This window comes from Pseudomonas sp. 2 (assembly GCF_056627435.1).
On record NZ_JBWXNG010000010.1, the window covers coordinates 222,348 to 246,085 of the forward strand.

21 protein-coding genes and 1 pseudogene are annotated in these 23,738 nt (G+C 61.9%); 14 read left to right on the forward strand and 8 right to left on the reverse strand.

All coding sequences use genetic code 11. The annotated features are described in order from the left end of the window. Positions 1-56: 56 nt before the first annotated feature. Positions 57-806: a 3-oxoacyl-ACP reductase family protein gene (locus tag AC1MEK_RS18255; RefSeq protein ID WP_480397678.1), complete on the reverse strand. Its 750-nt coding sequence runs from the start codon at positions 804-806 to the stop codon at positions 57-59. Positions 807-1,061: 255 nt separating this feature from the next. Between AC1MEK_RS18255 and AC1MEK_RS18260 the strand changes: the two genes are divergently transcribed. After that, positions 1,062-1,640: a cysteine hydrolase family protein gene (locus AC1MEK_RS18260; RefSeq protein ID WP_480397679.1), complete on the forward strand. Its 579-nt coding sequence runs from the start codon at positions 1,062-1,064 to the stop codon at positions 1,638-1,640. A gap of 140 nt (positions 1,641-1,780) precedes the next feature. On the opposite strand, the gene AC1MEK_RS18265 is transcribed toward AC1MEK_RS18260, so the two are convergent. Then, on the reverse strand, positions 1,781-2,518 hold the full coding sequence (locus AC1MEK_RS18265; protein ID WP_480397709.1) for a methyl-accepting chemotaxis protein: 738 nt from the start codon (positions 2,516-2,518) through the stop codon (positions 1,781-1,783). A gap of 117 nt (positions 2,519-2,635) precedes the next feature. Next, positions 2,636-3,718, reverse strand: a pseudogene (locus AC1MEK_RS18270) (HAMP domain-containing protein); the annotation flags it as partial. Between the two features lie 432 nt (positions 3,719-4,150). Between AC1MEK_RS18270 and AC1MEK_RS18275 the strand changes: the two are divergent. The 4 genes from AC1MEK_RS18275 to AC1MEK_RS18290 are packed head-to-tail and all read left to right on the forward strand — an operon-like array spanning position 4,151 to position 7,719. Beyond that, entirely contained in the window at positions 4,151-5,122 is a 972-nt protein-coding gene (locus AC1MEK_RS18275; protein ID WP_480397680.1) for an NAD-dependent epimerase, read from the forward strand. Between the two features lie 33 nt (positions 5,123-5,155). Continuing rightward, a complete protein-coding gene (locus AC1MEK_RS18280; protein ID WP_480397681.1) occupies positions 5,156-5,899 on the forward strand; it encodes a glycosyltransferase family 2 protein in 744 nt (247 codons plus the stop codon). 1 nt (position 5,900) lies between these two features. Next, positions 5,901-6,191, forward strand: coding sequence for a lipid-A-disaccharide synthase N-terminal domain-containing protein (locus tag AC1MEK_RS18285; protein ID WP_480397682.1), 291 nt, complete (start codon positions 5,901-5,903; stop codon positions 6,189-6,191). Between the two features lie 4 nt (positions 6,192-6,195). Beyond that, positions 6,196-7,719 (forward strand): ArnT family glycosyltransferase, encoded by a 1,524-nt coding sequence (locus AC1MEK_RS18290; RefSeq protein WP_480397683.1) that lies wholly within the window; start codon positions 6,196-6,198, stop codon positions 7,717-7,719. A 6-nt stretch (positions 7,720-7,725) separates the two neighbouring features. Here the strand turns inward: AC1MEK_RS18290 and AC1MEK_RS18295 are convergent, their stop codons facing one another. Further along, positions 7,726-9,171 (reverse strand): SulP family inorganic anion transporter, encoded by a 1,446-nt coding sequence (locus tag AC1MEK_RS18295; RefSeq protein ID WP_480397684.1) that lies wholly within the window; start codon positions 9,169-9,171, stop codon positions 7,726-7,728. A 384-nt stretch (positions 9,172-9,555) separates the two neighbouring features. On the opposite strand from AC1MEK_RS18295, the gene AC1MEK_RS18300 reads away from it, so the two are divergent. After that, positions 9,556-10,758 (forward strand): MFS transporter, encoded by a 1,203-nt coding sequence (locus AC1MEK_RS18300; RefSeq protein WP_480397685.1) that lies wholly within the window; start codon positions 9,556-9,558, stop codon positions 10,756-10,758. Further along, positions 10,755-11,876 (forward strand): cell division protein ZapE, encoded by a 1,122-nt coding sequence (zapE, locus tag AC1MEK_RS18305; RefSeq protein ID WP_480397686.1) that lies wholly within the window; start codon positions 10,755-10,757, stop codon positions 11,874-11,876. The genes AC1MEK_RS18300 and zapE overlap by 4 nt, the downstream gene beginning before the upstream one ends. A gap of 820 nt (positions 11,877-12,696) precedes the next feature. On the opposite strand, the gene rarD is transcribed toward zapE, so the two are convergent. Continuing rightward, a complete protein-coding gene (rarD, locus tag AC1MEK_RS18310) occupies positions 12,697-13,575 on the reverse strand; it encodes an EamA family transporter RarD (RefSeq protein WP_480397687.1) in 879 nt (292 codons plus the stop codon). A gap of 252 nt (positions 13,576-13,827) precedes the next feature. On the opposite strand from rarD, the gene AC1MEK_RS18315 reads away from it, so the two are divergent. Further along, the gene (locus AC1MEK_RS18315) at positions 13,828-14,469 is read left to right on the forward strand and encodes an HD domain-containing protein (RefSeq protein ID WP_480397688.1); all 642 of its coding nucleotides are present in this window, start codon (positions 13,828-13,830) and stop codon (positions 14,467-14,469) included. Positions 14,470-14,722: 253 nt separating this feature from the next. Continuing rightward, the gene (locus AC1MEK_RS18320; RefSeq protein ID WP_480397689.1) at positions 14,723-15,874 is read left to right on the forward strand and encodes an MFS transporter; all 1,152 of its coding nucleotides are present in this window, start codon (positions 14,723-14,725) and stop codon (positions 15,872-15,874) included. 112 nt (positions 15,875-15,986) lie between these two features. Here AC1MEK_RS18320 and AC1MEK_RS18325 read toward each other — a convergent pair whose 3' ends face one another. Then, complete coding sequence (locus tag AC1MEK_RS18325; RefSeq protein WP_480397690.1) at positions 15,987-16,424, reverse strand: carboxymuconolactone decarboxylase family protein; 438 nt, start codon at positions 16,422-16,424, stop codon at positions 15,987-15,989. Positions 16,425-16,652: 228 nt separating this feature from the next. Here AC1MEK_RS18325 and AC1MEK_RS18330 point away from each other — a divergent pair, with 228 nt between their 5' ends. Next, positions 16,653-17,528: an alpha/beta fold hydrolase gene (locus AC1MEK_RS18330; protein ID WP_480397691.1), complete on the forward strand. Its 876-nt coding sequence runs from the start codon at positions 16,653-16,655 to the stop codon at positions 17,526-17,528. On the opposite strand, the gene AC1MEK_RS18335 is transcribed toward AC1MEK_RS18330, so the two are convergent. Continuing rightward, positions 17,509-17,991, reverse strand: coding sequence for a multidrug/biocide efflux PACE transporter (locus AC1MEK_RS18335; protein WP_480397692.1), 483 nt, complete (start codon positions 17,989-17,991; stop codon positions 17,509-17,511). The two genes, AC1MEK_RS18330 and AC1MEK_RS18335, sit on opposite strands and share 20 nt — an antisense overlap. Positions 17,992-18,097: 106 nt before the next feature. Between AC1MEK_RS18335 and AC1MEK_RS18340 the strand changes: the two genes are divergently transcribed. From AC1MEK_RS18340 to AC1MEK_RS18355, 4 genes are all read left to right on the forward strand, one after another. Beyond that, entirely contained in the window at positions 18,098-18,985 is an 888-nt protein-coding gene (locus tag AC1MEK_RS18340) for a LysR family transcriptional regulator (RefSeq protein ID WP_480397693.1), read from the forward strand. A 338-nt stretch (positions 18,986-19,323) separates the two neighbouring features. Further along, positions 19,324-20,244 (forward strand): ribokinase, encoded by a 921-nt coding sequence (gene rbsK / locus AC1MEK_RS18345; protein ID WP_480397694.1) that lies wholly within the window; start codon positions 19,324-19,326, stop codon positions 20,242-20,244. A gap of 77 nt (positions 20,245-20,321) precedes the next feature. Next, positions 20,322-21,656, forward strand: a complete 1,335-nt coding sequence (gene fucP, locus AC1MEK_RS18350) for an L-fucose:H+ symporter permease (RefSeq protein ID WP_480397695.1) — start codon at positions 20,322-20,324, stop codon at positions 21,654-21,656. Next, positions 21,653-22,726, forward strand: a complete 1,074-nt coding sequence (locus AC1MEK_RS18355; protein ID WP_480397696.1) for an aldose 1-epimerase family protein — start codon at positions 21,653-21,655, stop codon at positions 22,724-22,726. Before fucP ends, AC1MEK_RS18355 begins: the two co-directional genes overlap by 4 nt. 127 nt (positions 22,727-22,853) lie before the next feature. Here the strand turns inward: AC1MEK_RS18355 and deoR are convergent, their stop codons facing one another. After that, on the reverse strand, positions 22,854-23,624 hold the full coding sequence (deoR, locus tag AC1MEK_RS18360; RefSeq protein WP_480397697.1) for a DNA-binding transcriptional repressor DeoR: 771 nt from the start codon (positions 23,622-23,624) through the stop codon (positions 22,854-22,856). Positions 23,625-23,738 lie beyond the last annotated feature (114 nt).

Consider the following 23,738-nt stretch of genomic DNA (forward strand, 5'->3'; position numbering starts at 1 on the left):
CCCCGATCTCTCGGGGGGAGCGTCGGGGCCTGGCGGTACAGCGGTGGGCGGGTCGATCAGGCGCCGAAGCCGCCGTCGATGGTCAGGCTGGCGCCGGTGACGTAGCCCGCTTCGGGGCCTGCCAGGTAGGCGACCATGGCGGCGATTTCTTCGGATTTGCCGTAGCGCGGCACTGCCATCAGGCCGATCAGCGAGTCAGCGAAGTCGCTGTCTGCCGGGTTCATGTCGGTGTCGACCGGGCCTGGCTGCACGTTGTTGATGGTGATGCCGCGTGGGCCCAGGTCACGGGCCAGGCCTTTGGTCAGGCCCACGAGTGCCGATTTGCTCATGGCGTACACGCCGCCACCGCCGAAGGGCATGCGATCGGCGTTGGTGCTGCCGATGTTGATGATGCGTCCGCCTTCCTTCATATGGCGCGCGGCTTCCTGGCTGGCGATGAACACGCTGCGCACGTTGATGGACAGGGTGCGGTCGAAATCTTCCAGGCTGAACTCTTCCAGTGGGGCGATGGCCAGCACGCCAGCATTGTTGACCAGGATGTCGATGCCGCCGAAGGCTTCGACCGTCTTGCTGACCGCTGCGCGAATGGCTTGTTCGCTGGCGCTGTCGGCCTTGATCGCGAGGGCCTTGCCGCCGGTGGCAGTGATGCTGTCCTGCAGGGCTCGGGCCTTGTCTTCGGAACTGACGAAGGTGAAGGCAACCGCTGCGCCTTGCGCGGCCAGACGTTGCACGATGGCTGCGCCGATACCGCGGGAACCGCCTTGAACCAGTGCTACTTTGCCAGTGAGGTTGGTGGGGTGAGTCATGTCGATCTCCTTGTAACCGTTGGGTAGTGAGTGGATGGGTTCAGTATCTGGATTTGATTACCGCGTCGGTAGCCAGTAATTGGCGTTTTCTGTCTAAACCATTGGTTGAAAATCGAAACGGCATGGCTGCGGCGAAGGCTGTTGCAGCGTAGTACGTGTAACGGGTTTCGCAGCGGCAGGCGCAGCCATTTGTTGATGAAACCGCAGGCAGCCGCGACCATGGTCGATTCCGAGGCAAATCGTCAGAGGGCGCACATGAACATTCACCCTAAGGCCGCGCTGGTCATCATCGACATGCAGCAGGGCATCAACCACCCGAAGCTGGGCCGACGCAACAACCCGGATGCCGAACAGCAGATGCTCGCGCTGCTGGACGCCTGGCGTCGCACCGGGCGTACGGTGATTCATGTGCGGCATTTTTCCAGGTCAGAAGACTCGGTGTTCTGGCCCAAACAATCGGGCGTCGAGTTCCAGCCCGAGTTCCTGCCGTGGGACGGGGAGGGGGAGTTGCACAAACAGGTGCCGGATGCGTTCTGTCATTCGGCGCTGGAAGGCTGGTTGCGGGCGGACGGGGTCAGTCAGGTGGTGATTGTCGGCGTGGTGACCAACAACTCGGTGGAGTCGACGGCGCGGACCGGCGGCAACCTGGGGTTCGAGGTGATCGTGCCGTTCGACGCCTGTTACACCTTCGACGGCGCGGATTTTTTCGGCCATCCGCGCAGTGCCGAGGAGATTCACGGGATGTCGCTGGGCAATTTGCAGGGCGAGTACGCGCAGGTGCTGGCGACGCAGGAAATCCTTCAGGGAATCTTGAGTCAAACGCCCATCCCGTAGCAGCACGGCTTGCCGGCGGGACGGTATGTCTGTGACGAAAATATCGCCTGACACACCGCCCCGCCGGCAAGCCGTGCTGCTACGGGGCTGTGCGAAGATCCGAGATCTTATAAACGCCATTGATCGTTGTGGCAGGCGGCCTACAGCTTGAACCGCGCCATCTGCGCCGCCAGGTGCGCGGCCTGTTCCGACAGGCGCTGGCAATCCTCGCGGCAGGCCTTCACGTCGCTGACCGTGGATTGCGCCAGATCCGCAATGCCCTGCACGTTGCGGTTGATCTCCTCGGTCACGGTGCTCTGTTCTTCGGTGGCGGCCGCTACCTGCTGATTGCGATCGGTCAGTTCCTCGACATGCCCGGCGATGGCGTCCAGCGAGTTGCCGGTGCGGCGGCTGGCTTCAACGCCGGTGCCAGTGGCGGCCTGGCCCGAGCGCATGGAACTCACGGCTTGATCGGCGCCGGTCTTGAGTTCGCCCATCATTTGCTGAATCTCTGCCGTCGCGCTCTGGGTACGCCCGGCCAGCGTGCGCACCTCATCGGCGACCACCGCGAAGCCTCGGCCCATCTCACCGGCGCGGGCCGCTTCGATCGCGGCGTTCAGCGCCAACAGGTTGGTCTGCTCGGAAATGCTGCGAATGGTGCTGAGCACCTGATCGATGGTGGAAATCTGCAGCGCCAGGTTTTCCACCGCGCCTGCGGCCGTGCCGACGCCGTCGGACATGCTCTGAATGTGGCTGATGGATTCGCCCACCACCTTCTTCGCCGACGTCGCCTCGAAATGGGTATTGCGCGACACATCGGCAGCCGCGCCAGCATTGCGGGCGATTTCTTGTACGGTCAGGCCCATCTCGTGCACGGCCGTGGCGACCATGTCGGTCATCTGCTGTTGCTTGAGCGCGCGATTCGAGGTGCTGTCCACCACCTGCGCCACGTCAACCACGCTATGGCGCAACTGCTCGCTGGTCTGCAGCACGTCGCCGATCAACTGGCGCAGGCTTTCGATGAAACGGTTGAAGCCCCGGGCCAGGTCGCCCAGTTCGTTGGCGCGGCTGTCGTCCAGGCGACGGGTCAGATCCCCCTGGCCGCTGCCGATGTCCACCAGCGCCGTGGTCACCTGCTGAATTGGCCGCACGATGCCGCGGGCGATCCAGGCCACAAAGCCCAGAAAGCACAAGACCACCGCCAGGCTGATCGCCGAAATGGTGGTCAGCGCTTCTTTGGCCGGGCCATAGACTTCGGCTAGCGGCACTTCGCTCACCAGCGTCCAGCCCAGCGAGGCGACGGGTTTGGCCACGGCCACATACGCTTGGCCGTTGCGTTCGAACTCCTGCGCCTGGCCGTTCCCGGCAGCGCTCAACAGGCTGCTGGCGGCGCCATTGCCCACCAGCTGCGTCAAGCTGGCGCGGTCGTTCAGGTCGGCGTTGGGGTGCACCTTGATCTTGCCGTCGGCGCTGACCAGATACACCTGGCCGTCCTTGCCGAAATGAAAGTCGCGCACCATCTGCGACAGCGCGCTCATGCTGAACCCCAGGCCCGCCACGCCGACCACCTGGCCGTTGTGTTCGATGCGCTGGTTGATGAACAGCGTCGGCACCTTGGTGGTGGCGTCGATATCGATGTCCAGCGAGCGCTTTTTGTTGCTGTCCAGAAAACCGTAGAACCACTCGTTCTCTGCCGGGCCGCGCGCCAGCGTGCGGTCGGCGCCCTTGCTGGTGATGTACAGGCCGCTGTTTTTGGCGACGATAAAGGTGGTCAGCGCATTGTGCTGGTCCTTGATTTTCGCCAGGTAACGAATGAAGGCCGGTTGCTGCGTGGCGTCCTCGCCGTTGGCCAGCCATTCGGACACCAGGGTGTTGTCGGCGATGTCGCTGGCGGCAGTGAGTGGCGCGGCCAGCAGGCGCTCCAGGTCATTGCGGATCGCCTCTACGCTGGCGGGCATGGCCTGCTGGAGCAGGTAACGATCCGTGAGCCGGTTCAGGGCAAAGGCGTAGATCGCAATCACGATCAGGCTGCTGATGACCAGTGCGGCCCCCATGCTCAGGGTCAGTTGCCACTGAATACTCTTGCGCCACACAGGCATAGAAAACTCCGGGTAAACGAGCGCACAACCACGATGGAACAGTGCGAAGGGCTCGGTCTGAGCAATAACTACGCCAATAAGCTGATCGAGTGGTCAGGTTGCTGCTTTCCATCAGCCATGCAAGCCATATGGCGTAAGAGGGCGAACCGTCCGGCGGATTTTTCCGGGGTCGTTTCAATGGATTTTTGTGTACAAAATATGAGTATTTTTGGAACAAAATCTCGACAGCCGTTCTGCCGTGGTGCGCGTGGTGTAGGAAATCTCCCGAATTTTTGCCATTCGCCTGACGCACAAAGTGGGCCGCATCGTCAAAAACCCTTCGTCGTTCCGTCATCTGCCGCTCACAAAACGGTCATTCGCGATTGATATAAGGCTTGGCATCCGAAAAAACGCATTCCGCTATTTCGCAGAGCCCGCCATGGAAGTGAGCGCATGAGAATACTGATCACCGGCGCCGCAGGTTTCATCGGCTTTCACACGGCCAGGCGTTTGTGCCGCGACGGTCATCAGGTGGTCGGCATCGACAACCTCAACAGCTATTACAGCGTCGAACTCAAACAGGCGCGGCTGGCACAGCTGCAACAGTGCAGCAACTTTCAGTTTCACTTGCTGGATGTGGCCGACAAACAGTCGCTGCTGGCGCTGTTCGCCGAACACCGTTTCGAACAAGTCATTCACCTAGCCGCCCAGGCGGGCGTGCGTTACTCCATCGACAGCCCCGACACCTACGCGCAGAGCAATCTGGTGGGGTTTCTCAATGTGCTGGAGGCCTGCCGCGCGCACACGCCGGCGCATTTGATCTACGCCTCCAGCAGCTCGGTGTACGGCCTCAATCACAAGCTGCCTTATGCCACGAGTGATGCCGTCGAACAGCCGATTTCCTTCTACGCCGCGACCAAGCGCGCCAATGAGCTGATGGCTCATTCCTACGCGCACCTCTATGGCATTCCTACCACCGGCCTGCGCTTTTTCACGGTCTACGGACCCTGGGGCCGGCCGGACATGGCGCTGTTCAAATTCACCGACGCGATCCTCAAGGGCCAGCCCATCGATGTGTACAACGATGGCGCCATGTCGCGGGATTTCACCTACATCGACGACATCGTCGAAGGGCTGGTGCGCCTGATGCCGCTGCCGCCCGCGCCTGAGAGCGGCGCGCCGAACAAGGTCTACAACATCGGTTTCGGCTCGCCGGTCAAGCTGCTGGATTTCGTCGAGTGCCTGGAGGACGCGCTGGACACCCAGGCCATCAAGAATTTCATGCCGCTGCAGTCCGGCGACGTACTCAACACCTGGGCCGACACCCGCGAGCTGGAAGAGCGCGTGGGTTTCCGTCCGCAGGTCACGGTGGCGACCGGTGTGCCGTCGTTCGTTGACTGGTACTGCAGTTATTACCGGGTTTAACCGCAACCTCGTCTGTCTTTTGCAAGGAATGTCATGCAGCAAACCCCCTATGTGTCGGTTCTGATTCCCGCCAAGAACGAAGCAGGCAACCTCATTCCCTTGCTCGAGGAAGTGCGCGCAGCCTTTGCCAACGAAAATTTCGAGGTGATCGTCGTCGATGACGGCAGCACCGACGCCACGGCTGCCCAGTTGCGCAGCCTGCAAGAGGGCGGCTACAGCCAGTTGCGCGTGCTCAGCCACGCCCGGTCGCTGGGCCAGAGCACCTCGGTGTACCACGCCGCGGAAGTTGCGCGCGGGCATTGGCTGGCCACCCTCGATGGCGACGGGCAGAACGACCCGGCGGACTTGCCGAAAATGCTCGAGCTGGTGCGCGGCTCCGAAGGCCTGCCCGAAGGCGTGAAGCTGGTGGCCGGGCACCGGGTCAACCGGCAGGACACCGCCAGCAAGCGCTGGGCTTCACGCTTTGCCAACAAGTTGCGGGCCAGCCTGCTCAAGGACCAGACCCCCGACACCGGCTGCGGCATCAAGCTGATCGAGCGTCAGGCGTTTCTGCGTTTGCCGTACTTCGACCACATGCACCGCTTCATTCCGGCACTGATCCGCCGCCACAACGGCCGCATGCTGGTGCACCCGGTCAATCACCGCGAGCGCGGGGCCGGGGTGTCCAACTACGGCAACCTGGACCGGGCGCTGGTGGGCATTCTTGATCTGTTCGGCGTGTGGTGGCTGATCCGTCGCACCCGGCTTGAGGTCAACGCGCGGGAATCGGAGGTCTGACATGGGCGAGTCAATGTGGCTGGCCGTGGGCTTCATCGGCCAGTTGGCGTTTACCGGGCGTTTCGTATTGCAGTGGCTGTACAGCGAGTACAAGAAGCGCAGCGTGATCCCGGTGGGCTTCTGGTACCTGAGCATCATCGGCAGTGCGTTGTTGCTGGCCTACGCCATCTACCGCCAGGACCCAGTGTTCATCGTCGGGCAGTCATTCGGTTTCATCGTGTATCTGCGCAATCTGCAATTGATTGCCAAACATAAAGAACAACCCGCGGACGTAGTCGAACAGAAGGACTGAAGCAGTGCGGATTCGATTGGCTTCTTCGCGGTGGGAGTTGTGGTTTTTCGTGGGGTTGGCGGTGCTGTTGCTGGGCGCAGGATTGGGCTGGCGCCAGCCCTTGAACGTCGACGAAGAGCGTTTTCTGGGCGTGGCCCTGGAAATGTTGCAGAACGGCTCGTGGTTCATTCCCCATCGTGCCGGGGAAATCTATGCCGACAAGCCGCCGCTGTTCATGTGGACGGTGGCGTTGTTCGTCCAGCTTACTCATCTGCCAAAAGTCGCCCTGTACCTGCCCGCATTGCTGGCCGGGGCGGTGACCACGGGCTGCCTGTATGACCTGGGCCGGCGCCTGTGGGGGCGGCGGGTCGGGGTGATCGCCGCGCTGCTGTTCCTGTGCACCTACCAGAGCTACAGCATTCTGCAGACCGGGCAGATCGACGGTTTTCTCGCGCTGTGGACCATGCTCGGCATCTACGGCATGTGCCGGCACCTGCTGCTTGGGCCCGACTGGCGCTGGTTCTACATTGCCTGCGCGGCGATGGGGTTCGGGATCATCAGCAAAGGGGTCGGATTCCTGCCGGTGCTGATGCTGATTCCGTACTTCTATGCCGTGCGCAAGGGCTGGAAGGGCGTGGTGAAGATGCCTCCCGGCAGCGGCAAGAAATGGTGGCTGGGGCTGTTGGTGGCGCTGACGGCGATCGCGCTGTGGCTGTTGCCGCTGCTGCTGATCGTCGCTCAGGGCAGTGCCGACAGCGTGGCCTACGCCCAGGAAATCCTGTTCAAGCAGACTGCCAGCCGCTACGCCAACGCCTGGGATCATCGCGAGCCGTTCTGGTATTTCTTCGTTCAGGTCATCCCCAAGTACTGGATTCCGATCCTGTTCATGCTGCCGTGGCTGGTGCCGGCGTGGCGCAAGCAACTGGCCAAGCATCAGGGTCGCACATTGGTGCTGTTGGGCTGGGTGGTGCTGGTGCTGGTGTTTTTCAGCATCAGTACCGGCAAGCGAAAGTTGTACATCTTCCCGGCGGTGCCTGCGCTGGTGCTGGTGGCAGCGCCGTTGATTCCGTGGATGCTGCGCCGCTGGTTCGGCCAGCGGCCCAAGGCGCGGACGGTGTTCGTCTCGCTGACCGTGCTGTGGCTGTGTGCCTGGTTTGTGCGCGGTTTTGTCGAACCGCGCCACGAGGGCATCAACCCCCACGAGACCATGATGCGCGACGTGGCCATGCTGACCCAGAACGCAGAAATCGTGCTGGTGGACTGGCGCGAAGGGCACTGGGTGTTCGCCCAGCAGCCGCTGGTGCATTTCGGCTTCAAGGACACGCAGTCGCTGGAGCATTCGGCGACCTGGCTACGCAGCCATCCGGCCGCCTATGCGCTGGTGCCGGCCCAGGCGCTGGCGCAGTGTTATGACCCGCAAAAAGCCCGCAGCGTGGGTGATACCTCACGGGCCGAATGGTTCCTGGTCGGCGCGGATGCCGATAACGGCAAGTGCCAGGTGGCGCTGCCAGACAAGATCTACACCTTCGCCTGGCACAAGCCGTTGTGACGTGCCTCAGGCGTGCTGGACCCCGGCACGCTTGAGCAGCTTCTTGCAGCGCTCGGAAAGATGCACCACGCGCAGGTGCTTGCCGGCTTTTTCGTAGCGTTCACGCAGGGTCATCAGCGCAGCGATCGCCGAGTAGTCGACAAAGCGCAGGTGGCGGCAGTCCAGCGTTGCCACGGCCGGGTCCTGCGCCGGGTCGAACTGGTTGAGAAAGGTCGTGGTCGAGGCGAAGAACAGCGTGCCGTGCAGGTGGTAGAGCTTGCTGCCGTCCGGTTCGGTGTGGCTGTCGGCGTACAGCTCGCGGGCCTGTTGCCAGGCGAAGTTGAGCGCGGCGATCAGGATGCCGATCATCACCGCAGTGGCCAGATCCGTCAGCACGGTGACGATGGTCACGGCGATGATCGCCAGCACGTCATTGACCGGCACCTTGCGCACCACCCGCAGCGAGGCCCAGGCGAAGGTCTGCTGCGACACCACGAACATCACGCCCACCAACGCCGCCAGCGGAATGCGCTCGATCAGCGGCGAGAGAAACAGCACGAACATCAGGATCATCACCCCGGCGACGATGCCCGACATCCGGCCCCGGCCACCGGAGCTGAGGTTGATCACGGTCTGGCCGATCATCGCGCAACCGCCCATGCCGCCGCACAGCCCCGAGGCCATGTTGGCCACGCCCAGCGCCACGCATTCGCGATCCGGATAACCGCGGCTCTCGGTGATTTCGTCGGTGAGGTTGAGGGTCAGCAGGGTTTCCAGCAGGCCCACCAGCGCCATCAGAATCGCGTAGGGCGCGACGATGCGCAGGGTGTCGAGATTCCACGGCACGTCCGGTAGTGCCAGGCTCGGTAGGCCGCCGGCGATGTGCGCCATGTCGCCCAGGGTGCGGGTCGGCAGGTCGAGGAAATACACCAGAAGGCCGACGCCAAGAATCGCCACCAGCGCAGGCGGCACCGCGCGGGTCAGGCGCGGTAGCAGGTAGACGATCGCCATGGTCAGCGCCACCAGCCCCAGCATCAGGTACAGCGGGGTGCCGCTGAGCCAGGCCTCGCCATTTTTGAAATGCTCCAGCTGAGCCATGGCAATGACAATCGCCAGGCCATTGACGAAGCCGAGCATCACCGGATATGGCACCATCCGCACCAGCTTGCCCAGCCGCAGCAGGCCGAAGGCGATCATCACCAGCCCGCCCAGCAACACGGTCGCCAGCAGGTACTGCACGCCGTGTTGCACCACCAGCGCGACGATCACCACGGCCATCGAACCGGCTGCCCCCGAGACCATGCCCGGGCGCCCGCCGAACAGGGCGGTGAGGGTGCAGATGATGAACGCGCCATACAGGCCCATCAGCGGGTTGAGGTGCGCTACCAGCGCAAAGGCGATGCACTCGGGCACCAGGGCGAATGAGGTGGTCAGGCCGGCGAGAACATCGGCGCGTAGGCGGGCGGGTTTCATGGAGTTCCTGAAGGGGGGCGGCAAAGGGAGGGGATGTTACGGAATGTGTAGCGTCAGGTCGATGACAGATGGATTGTGTGGATCGCGCGTACCGCTTCTGCCCGGAGGGCGTAGGAGCTTGGCTTGCCAGCGATCTGGCGCGAAGCGGCAGTAAAACCAGGCGCCTCGTTGTGTCAGATAGGTCGGGTTGGCAGGTTTTGCTGCCGCTGCGCGCCAGATCGCGAGCAAGCTTGCTCCCACGGGCTCCGCCCAGAATCAAAAACAATCCGCGTACTCAAGCAAATGAATTTCCCTCAGTGTCCAGCCGGCCGCGATTGTGTAACGATATCTGTCTAGCCTGACCCATCGATCAAATCCGCACGCCTTGTAAAGGACAGAACACGGATGCTCGCCGCCTTAAGACATTACCCTGCCCAGGTTCAATTGCTGTTGTCCTCGTCGCTGTTTCTGACGCTGGGCCGGGCGATTACCTTGCCGTATCTGGTGATTTACCTGTCATCGAACTTCACGCTGTCGATCAGCGACATCGGCATGATTGTCGGCAGCGCTCTGATCGTCGGTTCCCTCCTGAGCCTTTACGGCGGCTACCTCACCGACAAGCTGTCGAGCTACCGGCTGATCCTGTGCTTCACCGGCTTCTTCGTCGCCGGCTTCGTCGGCATGTGCGTGACCAGCCATCTGTGGTTGTTCTTTCTGTTCCTGGTGTCATTCAACTTCGCCTATTCAGTGATCGACATCGTGGTCAAGGCCGCCTTCGGCAAGCTGTTGCCGGTGGAGGAGCAGAGCAAGGTGTTTTCGGTGCGCTACACCCTGATCAACATCGGCTATGCCGTGGGGCCGTTCATCGGCGCGGGTCTGGCGCACTGGAACATGAAACTGCCGTTCGTGATGTCGGCGGTGCTGGGGCTGGGGTATCTACTGGTGTATGCCATGTATGGCGACCGCAAGCTCAGCTCGGCCGATGCGGCGAACGCGCCGGTGTCGTTCCTGTCGGTCGGGCGCATCCTGCTCAAGGATTATCGGCTGGTCTGCTTCACCATTGGCGGCGTGCTCAGCGCCGTGGTGTTCGGCCAGTTCACGGCCTATTTGTCGCAATATCTGGTGACCACCCACACCGCCGAATTCGCCTATCAGGTCATCAGCACCGTGGTGGCGGTCAACGCGGCGGTGGTGATCTGCCTGCAGTATCTGGTGGGCAAACACATCAGCCATCAGTACCTGAACCAATGGCTGACGGCCGGTTTCAGCCTGTTTCTGATGGGCGTGGTGGGCTTTGCCATGTCCACCAGTGTGCTGCACTGGGGCATTGCGATCGCGATTTTCACCCTGGGCGAGATAATCGTGTTCCCCGCCGAATACATGTTCATCGACCGCATCGCCCCCACGCATTTGCGCGGCATGTATTACGGCGCGCAGAACCTGTCCAACCTGGGCGGCGCGCTGGGGCCGGTGCTGTGCGGCTTTGCCCTGGCGGCGCAGCCACCGGCCTTTATGTTTTACATGCTCGCGGCCTTTATCGTCGGCGGCGGCTGTTTCTATCTGCTGGGCGCCTCGTACTCCAAACGCCTGGATGATGGCCAGCGATGACGGCGCTGTCTCCTCTGGATGCCTGGCAGCAGGCGGTCGACACCCAACGCTTTCAGCCGGACGAAGCCCAGCGCAAGGCCGCGCAGCAGTTGCAGGAATGCTGGGCGGCGGTCCGCGCAGGTCGAGGTCACGGGCTGCCCAAGGGGGTGTATTTATGGGGGCCGGTGGGCCGTGGCAAGACCTGGCTCATGGACCGCTTCTTCGAAGGCTTGCAGATCCCGGCGCGGCGCCAGCACTTCCACCACTTCATGCGCTGGGTGCATCAGCGGTTGTTTCAATTGACTGGCGTTGCCAAGCCACTTGAAGTCCTTGCCCATGAGCTGGGGCAAGAAGTGCGGGTGCTGTGTTTCGACGAGCTGTTCGTCAACGACATCGGCGATGCGGTGATCCTCGGCGGCCTGCTGCGGGCGATGTTCGAGGAAGGCGTGGTGCTGGTCTGCACCTCCAACCAGTTGCCCGAGCAGTTGTACTCCACCGGGCACAATCGTGAACGCTTCATCCCGGCGATTACGGCGATCAATCACTACATGAACGTGGTGTCGGTGGATGGCGGCGAAGACCATCGTCTGCATCCGGGCCAGGCGCGGCAGCGCTACTGGGTGAAGAAAGAGCAGGGGCCCAGTGCGCTGGTGGAAGTGTTCGAAACCTTGAGCGCAGGCGAATCGGTGTCGATCCAGCCGGTGCCGGTGGGGCGACGCCATCTGCCGGTGGTGCGCTGCAGCAAGTCGGTGTTGTGGTGTCGGTATGCCGATCTGTGCGAGCAGCCGCTGGCAGCGATGGATTTTATCGAGTTGTGCGATCGTTACAAGGCGGTGCTGCTGAGCGAAGTCCCGGCCTTGAGCGCGCCGCAGCGGGAGGGGCGTATCGCCCGGGGTACCGAGGACGCGGTGGAGCAGGTGACGGCGGGGGATCGCGAGTTGCCGCAGTTGTCGCCTTACGATGACGGCGTGCGGCGGTTCATTGCGTTGGTCGATGAGTGTTATGACCGCAAGGTGCCGCTGTATGTGGAGGCGGCCATGCCGATGGTGGATTTGTACACCGAGGGGTATCTGGCGTTTGCGTTTCGACGGACGTTGAGCCGGTTGCAGGAGATGCAGTTGGCTAGGTTTGGTAATTAGGATTTTTGCGATTCGGGGGTATATCCGAAATCTAGGGTGATGCTGACATTTGTTGTTCTGGCTAACGCCAGACCTGTTTCGACTTCGTCGAATCAAGATCAAAAGCGCTCTTCCTAACGTCAGATCTGTTTCGACTTCGTCGAGTTACTAGAAAGGACCAAGTAACCAAGTCCTTCTGCTCCTGGTTTGGGTCTGACTTCGTCAGACTTCCTTCATTCCGGTCCCGCTCCGTGGGCCCGGCGCGAATGGGCCATCCATGGCCCACACGCCTCTCGCGGCATCCATGCCGCTCGACCCACTCCACGAGACCTCCATTCAGCCTGCACCCAAGTCGCGATTTGTGGTGTTTGTGAGATTTGCGCACAAAGATCAAAAGCCAGATCAAGAGCAAGAGGTCGATACCGTCCGTAGCAGCACGGCTTGCCGGCGGGAGCGATCTTGAGGGCGACCCGCGGGCAAGCCCGGCTGCTACGGGGAGATGTGCATCGCCCGCACGCTTTTGATCTGGTTTTTGATCTTGGTGCGCGGTAGCCCAGACACCACAAAACGCGACTTGGGTGCAGGCTGAACGGAGGTCTCGCGGAGTGGGTCGAGCGGCATGGATGCCGCGAGAGGCGTGTGGGCCATGGATGGCCCTTTCACGCCGGGCCCACGGAGCGAGACCGGAGTGAAGGTACCCCGACGCAGGAGGGGCCAAACCAGGAGCAGGACACCTTGGTTACTTGGGTGTCTTTTCCAAGTAACTCGACGAAGTCGAAACAGGTCTGACGTTAGGAAGAACGCTCTTGATCTTGATCGTGATTCGACGAAGTCGAAACAATCAAGCCCTGCGCCGCTGCCGAATCACATGCCTCGCCCCCTCCGTAACAAGCACCATCACCGCCAGCCAGATCGGCAGATACGTCATCCACTCATCGCGCCCGATGGACTCACCCAACGCCAGCGCCACGAACACCAACAGCACCGGCTCCACATAACTCAAAAGCCCAAACACACTGAACGCCAACAACCGACTGGCAAAGATATAACTGATCAACGCTGAGGCACTGATCATCCCCAGGATCGGAATCAGCACATACAGCCGCGGCGTGGTCTCCACCACCGACGGGTTGCCATTGCGGATGAAGAACACCGCCACCGGCAGAATCAGCAACATGTCCCACCACAGCCCGCCCAGATTGTCGGTCTTGAGCTTGCGCCGCAGGACGAAATACAGCGGATAACCGATGCACACCACCAACACTTCCCAGGAAAAACTGCCCAGCCGTATCAGCTCGTTGCCCACCCCGACCATCGCACAACAGGCGGCGATTTTCTGTAGATGCGACAGGTGCTCGCCATAGACCACACGCCCGGTGAGGATCATGGTCAGCGGCAGCAGGAAGTAACCCAGCGACACATCCAGACTGCGCCCGTGCAGCGGTGCCCACATGAACAGCCACAGTTGCACGCCCAAGAGAAATGCCGACAAGGCCATGGCCAGCAGCATCAACGGGTTCTGTCGCACGCGGTTACCCAGCGCACGGGCCAGTTTCCAGTCGCCGCTCCAGAGCATGAAGACCGTCACGCAGGGCAGGGTCAGCAACATCCGCCAACCGAAGATTTCCTCACCGCTGAGCGGTTTCAGCAATGAGGTGTAGAAGTACATGACCGCGAAGAGGCAGGAGGCCATGACCGATAACGCAACACCCTTGTACACAGGGGCTCCTTTTCTGATCTCAATGGACCTTCCCGCGCACGGCTCTCTGGCCGCTTGCGGGAAGTGGCGCGCAGTTTAGCCGAAGGCACCGGCGGCGTTGGTCTGCAATCTGGTAAACGTCGCGTCTGGTGGCAGTAAACGACGCCTGTTTGGCAGAGAACGAAACCGCGCGCCGATTGAGGGCGAAACCGGCCTGGCTCAGACTTTTCCTCAACGCGCCAATACCGGCGCGGCTCCCCGAGGAAGACTGCCATGACCCAAGAAATCGCCGGTATCAAGATCCCCGACAGTGCCCTGGCCCGCGCCACCACCGAGTACATCCGCGAGCAGGAAAGCGATCTGCTGTTCCATCACTCCCGTCGCGTATTCCTGTGGGGCGCGCTGACCGGTGAGCGCCGCGGCCTGAAATACGACGCCGAGCAGCTGTACGTCGGCGCGATGTTCCACGACTTGGGCCTGATGGAAAAACACCGCAGCCCTGACCTGCGCTTCGAGGTCGACGGTGCTAACGCGGCGCGTGCCTTCGCCAAACCCTTTGGCTTGTCCGAAGGCGATCTGGAGCAGGTGTGGCTGTCCATCGCCCTGCACACCACGCCCGGTGTGCCTGAACACCTGCGCCCGAACGTCGCGCTGGTGACGGCCGGTGTGGAAATGGACGTGCTGGGGATCAAGTACGAAGAATTCAGCGACCAGCAGCGCGAAGTCGTGACCCACGCGCATCCTCGCGGTGAGGAGTTCAAGGAGTGCATCCTCTGCGCCTTCGCCGACGGTTTCCGCCACAAGCCCGACACCACCTTCGGCACCGTCAACGCCGACGTGCTGGTGGATGAAGATCCGAAGTTCAAGCCGATGAACTTCGTCGACATCATCCGCAAGTCGCCGTGGAAGGCGTAAACCAACAGCAGCACATCGGTGGGAGCCGGCTTGCTGGCGAATGCGGGGTGTCAGACGGCACATCTTTGAATGACACACCGCTTTCGCCAGCAAGCCGGCTCCCACAGGGTGGTGGGGTCTATTCGATCTGAGGCATTTGTGAGGCGAAATCCTCAAATAACCCTCCTTCGACTTCAGCACATCCTTTGTTAGGCTCTTCGGCAGGTCGGCCCATGACGGGCGGGCATGGAATGTAGTTGCCAAGGGAGCCTGCATGACCTCCATCAGTACCGCCGCGCCCACCGTTCCGGGGCGGTTGGAACAGTTCTCCACGCGCGTCGCGTTCTTCATCACCGGTTTCAGCATCTCTGCCTGGGCGCCGCTGGTGCCTTATGCCAAAGAGCGGCTGGGGCTGGACGACGCGAGCCTGGGCCTGTTGCTGCTGTGCTTAGGGATAGGTTCGATCATCTCCATGCCACTGGCGGGCGCCTTGACCGTGCGTTACGGCTGTCGGCGCATCATCCTCATCGTCGGCAGCATCGCCTGCCTGTGCCTGCCGCTGCTGGCGAGTCTCACCAGCGTCTCGCTGATGGTCGCGACCCTGTTCATCTACGGCGCGAGCATGGGCGCGCTGGGCTGCGTGACCAACATTCAGGCGATCATCGTCGAGCGGGCCAGCGGCAAGACCATGATGTCGGGCTTCCACGGGTTGTTCAGTTGTGGCGGTATCGTCGGTGCGGCGGGGGTGTCGGCGCTGTTGAGCGTGGGCGTCTGGCCGTGGCTGGCGATGATTCTGGTGGCGCTGTTCATCGCCTTTGCGATGTACAAGGCCGGGCCCAATCTGCTGGGTTACGGCAGCGAAGCGGGTGGTCCTGCGTTCGCCATTCCCCATGGCGTGATGCTGTTCATCGGCCTGATGTGCTTTACCGTGTTTCTCACCGAAGGCGCGATGCTGGACTGGAGCGCGGTGTTCCTCAGCACCCAGCGCGGGGTCGAGCCGTCCTATGCCGGTTTCGGTTACGCAGTGTTCGCCCTGGCGATGGCCATCGGGCGTCTGTGCGGCGATCCGATTGTGCGCCGGTTGGGCGTGCATCGGATCATCCTGTTCGGCGGCCTGTGCGCGGCCCTCGGCATGGCCGTGGCGACTTTGATTCCGTACTGGCAGGCGGCGCTGTGCGGTTATGCGCTGGTGGGGCTGGGCTGTTCGAACATCGTGCCGGTGTTCTACAGCGCGGTGGGGCGGCAGAAGACCATGCCGGAAAACGTCGCGGTCCCGGCCATTACCACGCTGGGCTATATCGGGATTCTGATGGGGCCAGCGGGGATCGGTTTCGTCGCGCACCTGAGCAGCCTGGGCGCGGCGTTTCTGGTCATTGCGCTGATGCTGTTGGGCGTGGCGCTCAGCGGACGCTATTTACGGGTTTAACCAGAACCGTAGCAGCACGGCTTGCCGGCGGGAGCGGTGTGTCAGGCAGCATTTGCGTTACTGACATACCGCCCCGCCGGCAAGCCGTGCTGCTATGGACAGCGGTTAACGTTTAGGCCGGCACCATCGCAAAGCCCACGCCAAAGCGGTTCCACGCATTGATGGTGGCGATCGCCAAGGTGATGTTGACCACCTCCGCTTCGCTGTAGTGCTCCAGCAACGCTTCGTACTGATGCTGCGGTGCATGCTGGATCGACAGCTGGGTCAGGCTCTCGACCCAGGCCAGCACGGCCTTTTCCTTGTCGCTGAAGAAGGTGGTTTCGTCCCACACGCTCAGGGTCTGCAGGCGGGCTTCGGTTTCGCCGGCCTTGCGCGCGTCGTTGGCGTGTTTGTTCACGCAGTAGGCGCAGCCGTTGATCTGTGAGGCGCGCAGGCGAATCAGTTCGAGCAGCGAGTGATCCAGGCCGGTGGCAATCATTGCGTTTTCAAGACCCAGCATGGCTTTGTAGGCTTCTGGCGATTTCTGGCCCCAGGCGATGCGCTTGTTCATGTGTGTGCTCCAGTCGATGGTTGAGTTGCGAATGGCTCCACCTTACGCCTGGGGCCGCGGCGTCCGAATAGCCAAAGAAACGGCTTTTTCCAAGACCAATTGCGCTGTTTGCACACAATTGGTCTACCGCCAGCGATCACGCTTCATGAACCCCGGCGCCACGCTTTGCGCCTTGCCCCGTGCACGCGGGGCTTTAGCATGTGCGGTATCAACAAGAAGGAGTCATCCATGTTTGCCGGATTCCAGAAAGACCAGCGCACGGTCAACGGCGTGCAGATCGCCTATCGCATCGGTGGCAATGGCCCGGGCCTGTTGCTGTTGCACGGCCACCCGCAGACCCACGTCATCTGGCACAAGATCGTCGATCAGTTGAGCCGGCATTTCACTGTGGTGGCCGCAGACTTGCGCGGCTACGGCGACAGCAGCAAGCCGCCGGCCCTGGAAGATCATTCCAGCTACTCCAAGCGTGAAATGGGCCGGGACATGGTCGAGCTGATGCGCGAACTGGGTTTGCCGACTTTTTCGATCCTGGCCCACGACCGCGGCGCACGAGTGGCCCATCGTCTGGCGCTGGATCACCCGCAGGTCGTGACGCGTATGGCCTTGCTCGACATCGCGCCGACCCTTGCCATGTACAGCCAGACCAACGAAGCCTTCGCCCGCGCCTATTGGCACTGGTTCTTCCTGATCCGCCCGGCGCCGCTGCCGGAAATGCTGCTCGAAGCCAACCCCGAGCAGTACCTGCGCAGTGTTATGGGCACCCGCAGCGCGGGACTGGCGCCGTTTACCGATCAAGCCTTTGCCGAATATCTGCGCTGCCTGAGCCTGCCGGGCGCGGCCCGTGGTGTGTGCGAGGATTACCGGGCCAGCGCCAGCATCGACCTGGAACATGATCGCGCGGACATCGCCGCAGGCCATCACCTGACTTTGCCGTTGCTGGTGCTGTGGGGCGCGGAAGGCACCGTGGGCAAGTGCTTCGCGCCGCTGCAGGAATGGCAGAAAGTCGCCAGTGATGTGCGCGGCAAGGCGTTGCCGGGCGGGCATTATCTGGCCGAAGAGATTCCCGATGCGTTGCTGGCTGAGGTCATGCCGTTTTTGCTCTGAAGCGCATCACGCAGCGCTCGCGCACCTTGTCGTACGCCATGTTGAACAGCATGGTGTACGGCAGAAACAACAGCAGCAGACCGATATCCATCAGGAACGCCTCCCACAGGCTGATCGACAGCCACCACGCGGCCAATGGCACCACGGCAACGATCAGCCCGGTCTCGAATGAAATCGCGTGCAGCGCCCGGACTTTCAAGGTCATGGCGAAGCCGATTCTCGTCCGCAGGCGGTCGAAGCCTGCGTTGAACAGCATGTTCCAGAGCATCGCGACGGTGGAGATCATCACTGTCATGGCGCCCATCTTGCCCAGCGACTGGCCGAGCACCCAGGCCAGGCCCGGGGCGAACACCACCACGCCGATGAGTTCGAACAGCAGCGCGTGAAAGGCGCGCTCCTTCACGGATTTCGCTGGAACGGCCGACTTCGCGGCCTTGTTCTGCGACAGGGTATCGATGGACATGTGGACTTCACTTTGTAGCTGGGCAGGCGTGCATTGTCCCGACGTGATGCACTAAAGTGAAAATTGTTCCCATCGGATAAACCGATGGATGGATGAGAGTCCTACCATGAGTTACTCACCCGAAGCCCTTGAAGCCTTCGCCCAGACCATCGCGCTGGGCTCGTTCAGTGCTGCGGCGCGGCGCTTGGGTAAGAGCCAGTCGACGGTCAGCGAAGCGATTGCCCGGCTGGAAATCGATCTGGGGGTCGAGCTGTTCGACCGCTCGTCCAAGCACCCGACCCTGACCGAAGCGGGCAGGGCGCTGCACGGGCGGATCGAGGAAGTGCTGGCGGCCAGCGACAAGCTGCGCCGCGCAGCAGGTCGGCTGGCCGAAGGCATGGAGCCGCGCCTGACGTTGGTGCTGTCGGACGCCAACCAGTTCGCTGAATTCGAGGTGCGCATGGCCGAGCTCGACCAGCGCTTTCCCGAGCTCGAACTCGAATGCGTGTTTGCCGAGCATGGCGATGCGATCAACCTGATCCAGACTGGACGCGCATCGCTGGGGTTGTTGTCCGCCCAGGCCAGTTACCCGCCGGAGGTGGGTCACGCGACCATCGCCGAGCGCGCCGATTTCGGCATTTTCGTCGCCCACAAACATTCGTTGGCCAGTGAGACTGAAGTGGATTACCGCAAGCTGGCCGAGCACCGCGCATTGCGGCTGAACACCATCGTCGACGACAGCATTCCCACTGACGATTTGCCCAGCGGCGCCCGGCGCAGCTGGTCGGCGCCCAATTACCTGTTGCTGATGGACATGGCGATTTTCGGTTTCGGCTGGTCGGCCTTGCCGCGCTGGCTGGTGCGCGGCTATGCCCAGGGGCGGCTCAAGGAGTTGCAGGTACCGGGCTGGCCACGCAGCTCGGCGGTGGATGTGATCTGGTCGCGGCACAAAAGCCTGGGGCCGGCGGGGGCGTGGTTGCTTGATACGCTGCTGGAAGGGCGGGGTGGGTATTGAACCTGCTTTTGATGCTGGCCGAAGGCCGTGCGAGCCGGCTTGCTGGCGAATGCAGGGTGTCATCCCGCCGCGATTTCGATTGATCAATTGCATTCGCCAGCAAGCCGGCTCCCACAAAAAGCGAATCGCAAACGATTGCGCGTCTGTCGATAAACGGTCCAAACCTATCTAATTCAGGGCCTGCAACGGCGCGCACGATAGCGCTGGGCCCGTTTTCGTGCGGCAATCCCGATCCCCCTACAAAAAAGAGGTTGAATAGTCACAATAAATGTTATTTAAATAACAAAAATAATAACGCCCCCGATGCCTGTCAGGGGCGTGCACAAGGTACGACACACATGAACAAGATCGCGGTCATCGGCAGCAACATGGTGGATTTGATCACCTACATCGACCGGATGCCGATTCAGGGCGAGACGCTGGAAGCGCCCGATTTCGCCATGGGTTGCGGCGGCAAAGGCGCCAACCAGGCGGTCGCGGCGGCCAAGCTGGGCGCCGATGTGCTGATGCTGAGCAAGGTCGGCGACGACATGTTCGCCGACAACACTCTGGCCAACTTCAAACGTTTTGGCATCGACACCACCTTTGTGCAGCGGGTGCCGGGCGTGTCCAGCGGCGTGGCGCCGATCTTCGTGCAGAGCGATTCGCACAACAGCATCCTGATCGTCAAAGGCGCCAACGCGCACCTCAAACCCGCCGACATCGACGCCGCTGCTGCCGCCTTGCGTGACTGCAAACTGATCGTTTTGCAGCTGGAGATCGAGCTCGAAACCGTCTACTACGCCATCGATTTCGCCAAGGCCAACGGCATTCCGGCGCTGCTCAATCCGGCGCCTGCCGTACAGGGCTTGAGCCGCGAGCACCTGGCGAAACTGGATTTCTTCATCCCCAACGAAACCGAGCTGGCGCTGGTCACCGGTCGCGTGGTCGACTCGCCCGAGTCCGCCCGCGCCGCCGCGCTGCAACTGGTCGAAGACGGCGTTCGCCACGTCATCGTCACCCTGGGTGAAAAGGGCGCGCTGTACCTGGGCGAGGAGGGCGAGTTCCGCGTCGAGGGCATCAAGGTCGACGCCCGCGACACCACCGGCGCGGGCGATGCCTTCATCGGTTGCTTCTCCCATCACTGGAGCCAGGACGGCGACATGCGCCGGGCCATGACCCAGGCCGTGGCCTATTCGGCCTGCTCGGTCACCGGGCGCGGCACCCAGAGTTCCTACCCGGACGCTGCCGCGTTCGCGCAATTTCTAGACACGCAATAAGTCGCTATCCGCCGCCACGCCCGCCAGCCCCGACGCTGGCCGGGCGCGGTATTCCCTGCACTTCACGGAGAACAACAATGACAAAGCCCGCGCTCCAACATTCCCCGGACGGGTTCTACCTGAACCGCACGCCCTGGTTCGCCTTCCTGCTGCTGTGTTGCTGCTTCGCGCTGTGGGCGGCGGCCGCGAGCATGAACGACGTGCTCATCGCGCACTTCAAGAAAGCCTTCCTGCTCAGCGATTTCCAGACCGCCTTCGTGCAGTCGGCGTTCTACCTGGGCTACTTCTTCGTGGCGATTCCGGCGGCGATGGTGGTGCGCAGGTTCAGCTACAAGACCACCATTCTGATTGGCCTGGCGCTGTACATGGTCGGCTGCTCGCTGTTCTTCCCGGCGGCCTCGATGGCCAAGTACGGCATGTTCCTGATGGCGCTGTTCGTGATCGCGGCGGGCCTGTCGTTTCTGGAGACCGCCTGCAACACCTACTCGACCCTGATGGGCCCGCGTGAAACCGGCACCCGCCGCCTGAACATCTCCCAGACCTTCCACCCGTTCGGCGCCATGGCCGGGGTGTACGTCGGCAGCTTTGTGATGTTCAAGGACACCGACGCCACCCGCGAGCAACTGACGCAGATGAGCGCCACCGACGCGGCGATCCAGCAGTTGGAAATGATCCAGTCGACCCTGCTGCCGTACAAATGGATGATCGCGGTGCTGATCCTGATGTTCGTGCTGATCGCGTTCACCAAATTCCCGGCGTGCAAGGGCAACATCAAGGACGTCGCGAAAAAGAGCAGCGTCGGCCAGAGCCTGTCGCGCTTGTGGCGCAACCCGCGTTTCACCTTCGGTGTGCTGGCGCAGTTTCTGTACGTCGGCGCGCAAGTGGGTGTGTGGAGTTTCACCATCCGTTTGGCGATGCAGATGGGCGGGATGAACGAGCGCAGCGCGTCGTGGTTCCTGCTGACCACCTTCGCGGCTTACTTCGTCGGCAAGATGATCGCCAACCTGCTGATGCGCAAAATGCACCCGGCCAAGGTCCTGGCGATCTACGGCGTGCTGACCATCGTGCTGCTGGCCTACACCATTCTGGTGCCGAACATCAGCGCGGTGTACGCGGCGGTGGGTGTGAGCATTTTCCTCGGGCCTTGCTGGCCGACCATTTACGGCCTGACCATCGATGGCCTGGGCGAAGACACCGGCGTCGGCGGCTCGCTCTTGGTGATGAGCATTGTCGGTGGCGGTGTGATGCCGATCTTCCAGGGCCTGCTGTCCGACGCTACCCACGGCAACATGCAGATCGCCTACAGCGTGCCGCTGCTGTGCTTCGTGGTGATCGTGGCCTACGCGATCAAGTGCATGCGTGATCCGCGCAGCGAAACCGCGCCCGTGGGTGCCGCGGTGAGCGCCTCATGAACACCGTGACCCTTGCCCTGTATCCCGAGCAGTTTGCGGGCGCTGAAAAGACCCTGCTCGAATCCGCCGATTTTCGTGTGCTGGCCTTCACTTACCCCAGTAGCGTGAAAGCGCTGGCGCTGGAGAACAATCGCGGCCGCCTGGTGGTGCTGCCCTACATGGGGCAGATGATCTGGTCGGCGGTGTTCGACGGCTGCGATTTGACCATGCGCAACATGTTCAGCCAGCCGCGCCCGGCCACTTCGGTGATCGGCACCTACGGTTGCTTCATGTTCCACAGCGGCATGCTGCGCAACGGTTGCCCCGCGCCTGAGGACGACCACCCGCTGCACGGCGAAATGCCCTGCGCGCCGATGGACAGCGCCTGGCTGGAAGTGGGCGAGGATGCGGCGGGCGCGTTTCTGCGCCTGAAGGGCGAATACGAGTACGTGATGGGCTTCGGCGATCACTATCGCGCCCGGCCCAGCGTCACGTTGCGGGCGGGATCGGGCCTGTTCGACATCGGCATGGACGTGACCAACCTTGCGGGCAAGCCTATGGAGCTGATGTACATGGCTCACATGAACTACGCCTACGTCGCCGGTGCGCAGTTTATCGAGCCGCTGGGCGTTGCGCGAACCCGCGTGCGCAGCAGCGTACCGGCCCATGTGAGGCCGACGCCGGCCTGGTCGGCGTACATGGCCGAACTGACCGAAGACCCCGCGCGCCTGCACAGGCTCGACACGCCGCAGCTTTACGACCCGGAAATCGTCTGTTTCTTCGATGGCGTACAGGCCGATGACCAGGGCGATGCGCACTTTCTGCTCAAGCATCCCTCAGGTCCGGCCTTTTACACCCGTTACAAACCCGCGCAGTTCGAGTATGCCGCACGCTGGGTTCTGCACAACGCCGATCAACAGGTCGCGGCCTTTGTGCTGCCTGCGACCTGTGAGCCGGAGGGCTATCGGGCGGAGAAGGCCAAGGGCAATGTGCGGGAGCTGGGGGCGGGTGAGAGCGCGCAGTTCAGCGTGAGGACGGGGTATCTGGCGGCGCATGAAGCGCGGCAGATGGAAGGGGACTTGAAACGCTGAGGGCCCTTCGCGAATAAATTCGCTCCTACAGAAGCACCGCATTCCCATAGGTAAAACGCGGTCGAAACGGTAGGAGCGAATTCATTCGCGAAAAGGGTTCAGGCGCCACGAATCCGTTGGTTGAAAATCAAACCACCCACTGCGCCCCATACCCCTGAATCAGATCGCGATACGGCTTGGGCAGTTTCTTGTCGCTGACCACCACGTGAAAGCTTTCCAGCGTGGCGAAATGCGCGGTGCGTACGGCGTCGAACTTGGAGTGATCGGCCAGCAACATGCAGTGCCGAGCCTGGCGCAGGACCTTCTGCTTGACCTCCACTTCATTGAAGTTGAAGCAGGTCACGCCGAATTCGTCGCTCACGCCTGCGGCAGATACAAAGGCCCAGGTCAGGCGAATGCCGTCCAGGATGCTGGCTTCGCTGTGGTGTTCGAACACCTGATTCTTGCGGTGGAAGGTGCCGCCACACAGGATCAGCGTGCAGTTGGGTTTGTTCTGCAGCTTGAGCAGCACGTTGAGCGAGTTGCACACGGCGGTGAATTCGAGCTCGTCAGGGATGAAATCGATGACGAAAGGCACCGTGGTGCCGCAATCGAAGAACACCGTGTCGCCGGGCTTGATGAAGGCCGCCGCCAGTTTGCCGATGCGGCGTTTTTCCTCGACATGGCGGGTGCCCTGTTCGCTGACCTTGTAGTCGCTGGCCTCGGAAGGGTCGAAGGCCAGGGTGATGTGGCCGCCCAACAGGTGAAATTTTTCCGGATGACGGCCCAGGTCGCGACGCAGGGTCATTTCCGAAACGTCCAGCAGGGCCGCCATTTCACGCAGATGAATGGCCTTCTGGTCCTGCAGGGCTTGCTGAATCAGTTTGATGCGGTCGGATTTCTTACTGTCCACAGGCATTCCGGCTGTCGATGGTTTGTGGTAAATAAATAACATTTGATGTTAAATGTACAACATAAACGGTGCGCACAGCTTGCCGCTTGAAGCTTGCCGCTCAACACTGCTTTTACAGGA

Coding starts and splice junctions, on each gene's coding strand:
- AC1MEK_RS18255 (WP_480397678.1), bottom strand. CDS start 806: ATGACTCACCCCACCAACCTCACTGGCAAAGTAGCACTGGTTCAAGGC.
- AC1MEK_RS18260 (WP_480397679.1), top strand. CDS start 1,062: ATGAACATTCACCCTAAGGCCGCGCTGGTCATCATCGACATGCAGCAG.
- AC1MEK_RS18265 (WP_480397709.1), bottom strand. CDS start 2,518: ATGACCGACATGGTCGCCACGGCCGTGCACGAGATGGGCCTGACCGTA.
- AC1MEK_RS18275 (WP_480397680.1), top strand. CDS start 4,151: ATGAGAATACTGATCACCGGCGCCGCAGGTTTCATCGGCTTTCACACG.
- AC1MEK_RS18280 (WP_480397681.1), top strand. CDS start 5,156: ATGCAGCAAACCCCCTATGTGTCGGTTCTGATTCCCGCCAAGAACGAA.
- AC1MEK_RS18285 (WP_480397682.1), top strand. CDS start 5,901: ATGGGCGAGTCAATGTGGCTGGCCGTGGGCTTCATCGGCCAGTTGGCG.
- AC1MEK_RS18295 (WP_480397684.1), bottom strand. CDS start 9,171: ATGAAACCCGCCCGCCTACGCGCCGATGTTCTCGCCGGCCTGACCACC.
- AC1MEK_RS18300 (WP_480397685.1), top strand. CDS start 9,556: ATGCTCGCCGCCTTAAGACATTACCCTGCCCAGGTTCAATTGCTGTTG.
- zapE (WP_480397686.1), top strand. CDS start 10,755: ATGACGGCGCTGTCTCCTCTGGATGCCTGGCAGCAGGCGGTCGACACC.
- AC1MEK_RS18315 (WP_480397688.1), top strand. CDS start 13,828: ATGACCCAAGAAATCGCCGGTATCAAGATCCCCGACAGTGCCCTGGCC.
- AC1MEK_RS18320 (WP_480397689.1), top strand. CDS start 14,723: ATGACCTCCATCAGTACCGCCGCGCCCACCGTTCCGGGGCGGTTGGAA.
- AC1MEK_RS18325 (WP_480397690.1), bottom strand. CDS start 16,424: ATGAACAAGCGCATCGCCTGGGGCCAGAAATCGCCAGAAGCCTACAAA.
- AC1MEK_RS18330 (WP_480397691.1), top strand. CDS start 16,653: ATGTTTGCCGGATTCCAGAAAGACCAGCGCACGGTCAACGGCGTGCAG.
- AC1MEK_RS18335 (WP_480397692.1), bottom strand. CDS start 17,991: ATGTCCATCGATACCCTGTCGCAGAACAAGGCCGCGAAGTCGGCCGTT.
- AC1MEK_RS18340 (WP_480397693.1), top strand. CDS start 18,098: ATGAGTTACTCACCCGAAGCCCTTGAAGCCTTCGCCCAGACCATCGCG.
- rbsK (WP_480397694.1), top strand. CDS start 19,324: ATGAACAAGATCGCGGTCATCGGCAGCAACATGGTGGATTTGATCACC.
- fucP (WP_480397695.1), top strand. CDS start 20,322: ATGACAAAGCCCGCGCTCCAACATTCCCCGGACGGGTTCTACCTGAAC.
- AC1MEK_RS18355 (WP_480397696.1), top strand. CDS start 21,653: ATGAACACCGTGACCCTTGCCCTGTATCCCGAGCAGTTTGCGGGCGCT.
- deoR (WP_480397697.1), bottom strand. CDS start 23,624: ATGCCTGTGGACAGTAAGAAATCCGACCGCATCAAACTGATTCAGCAA.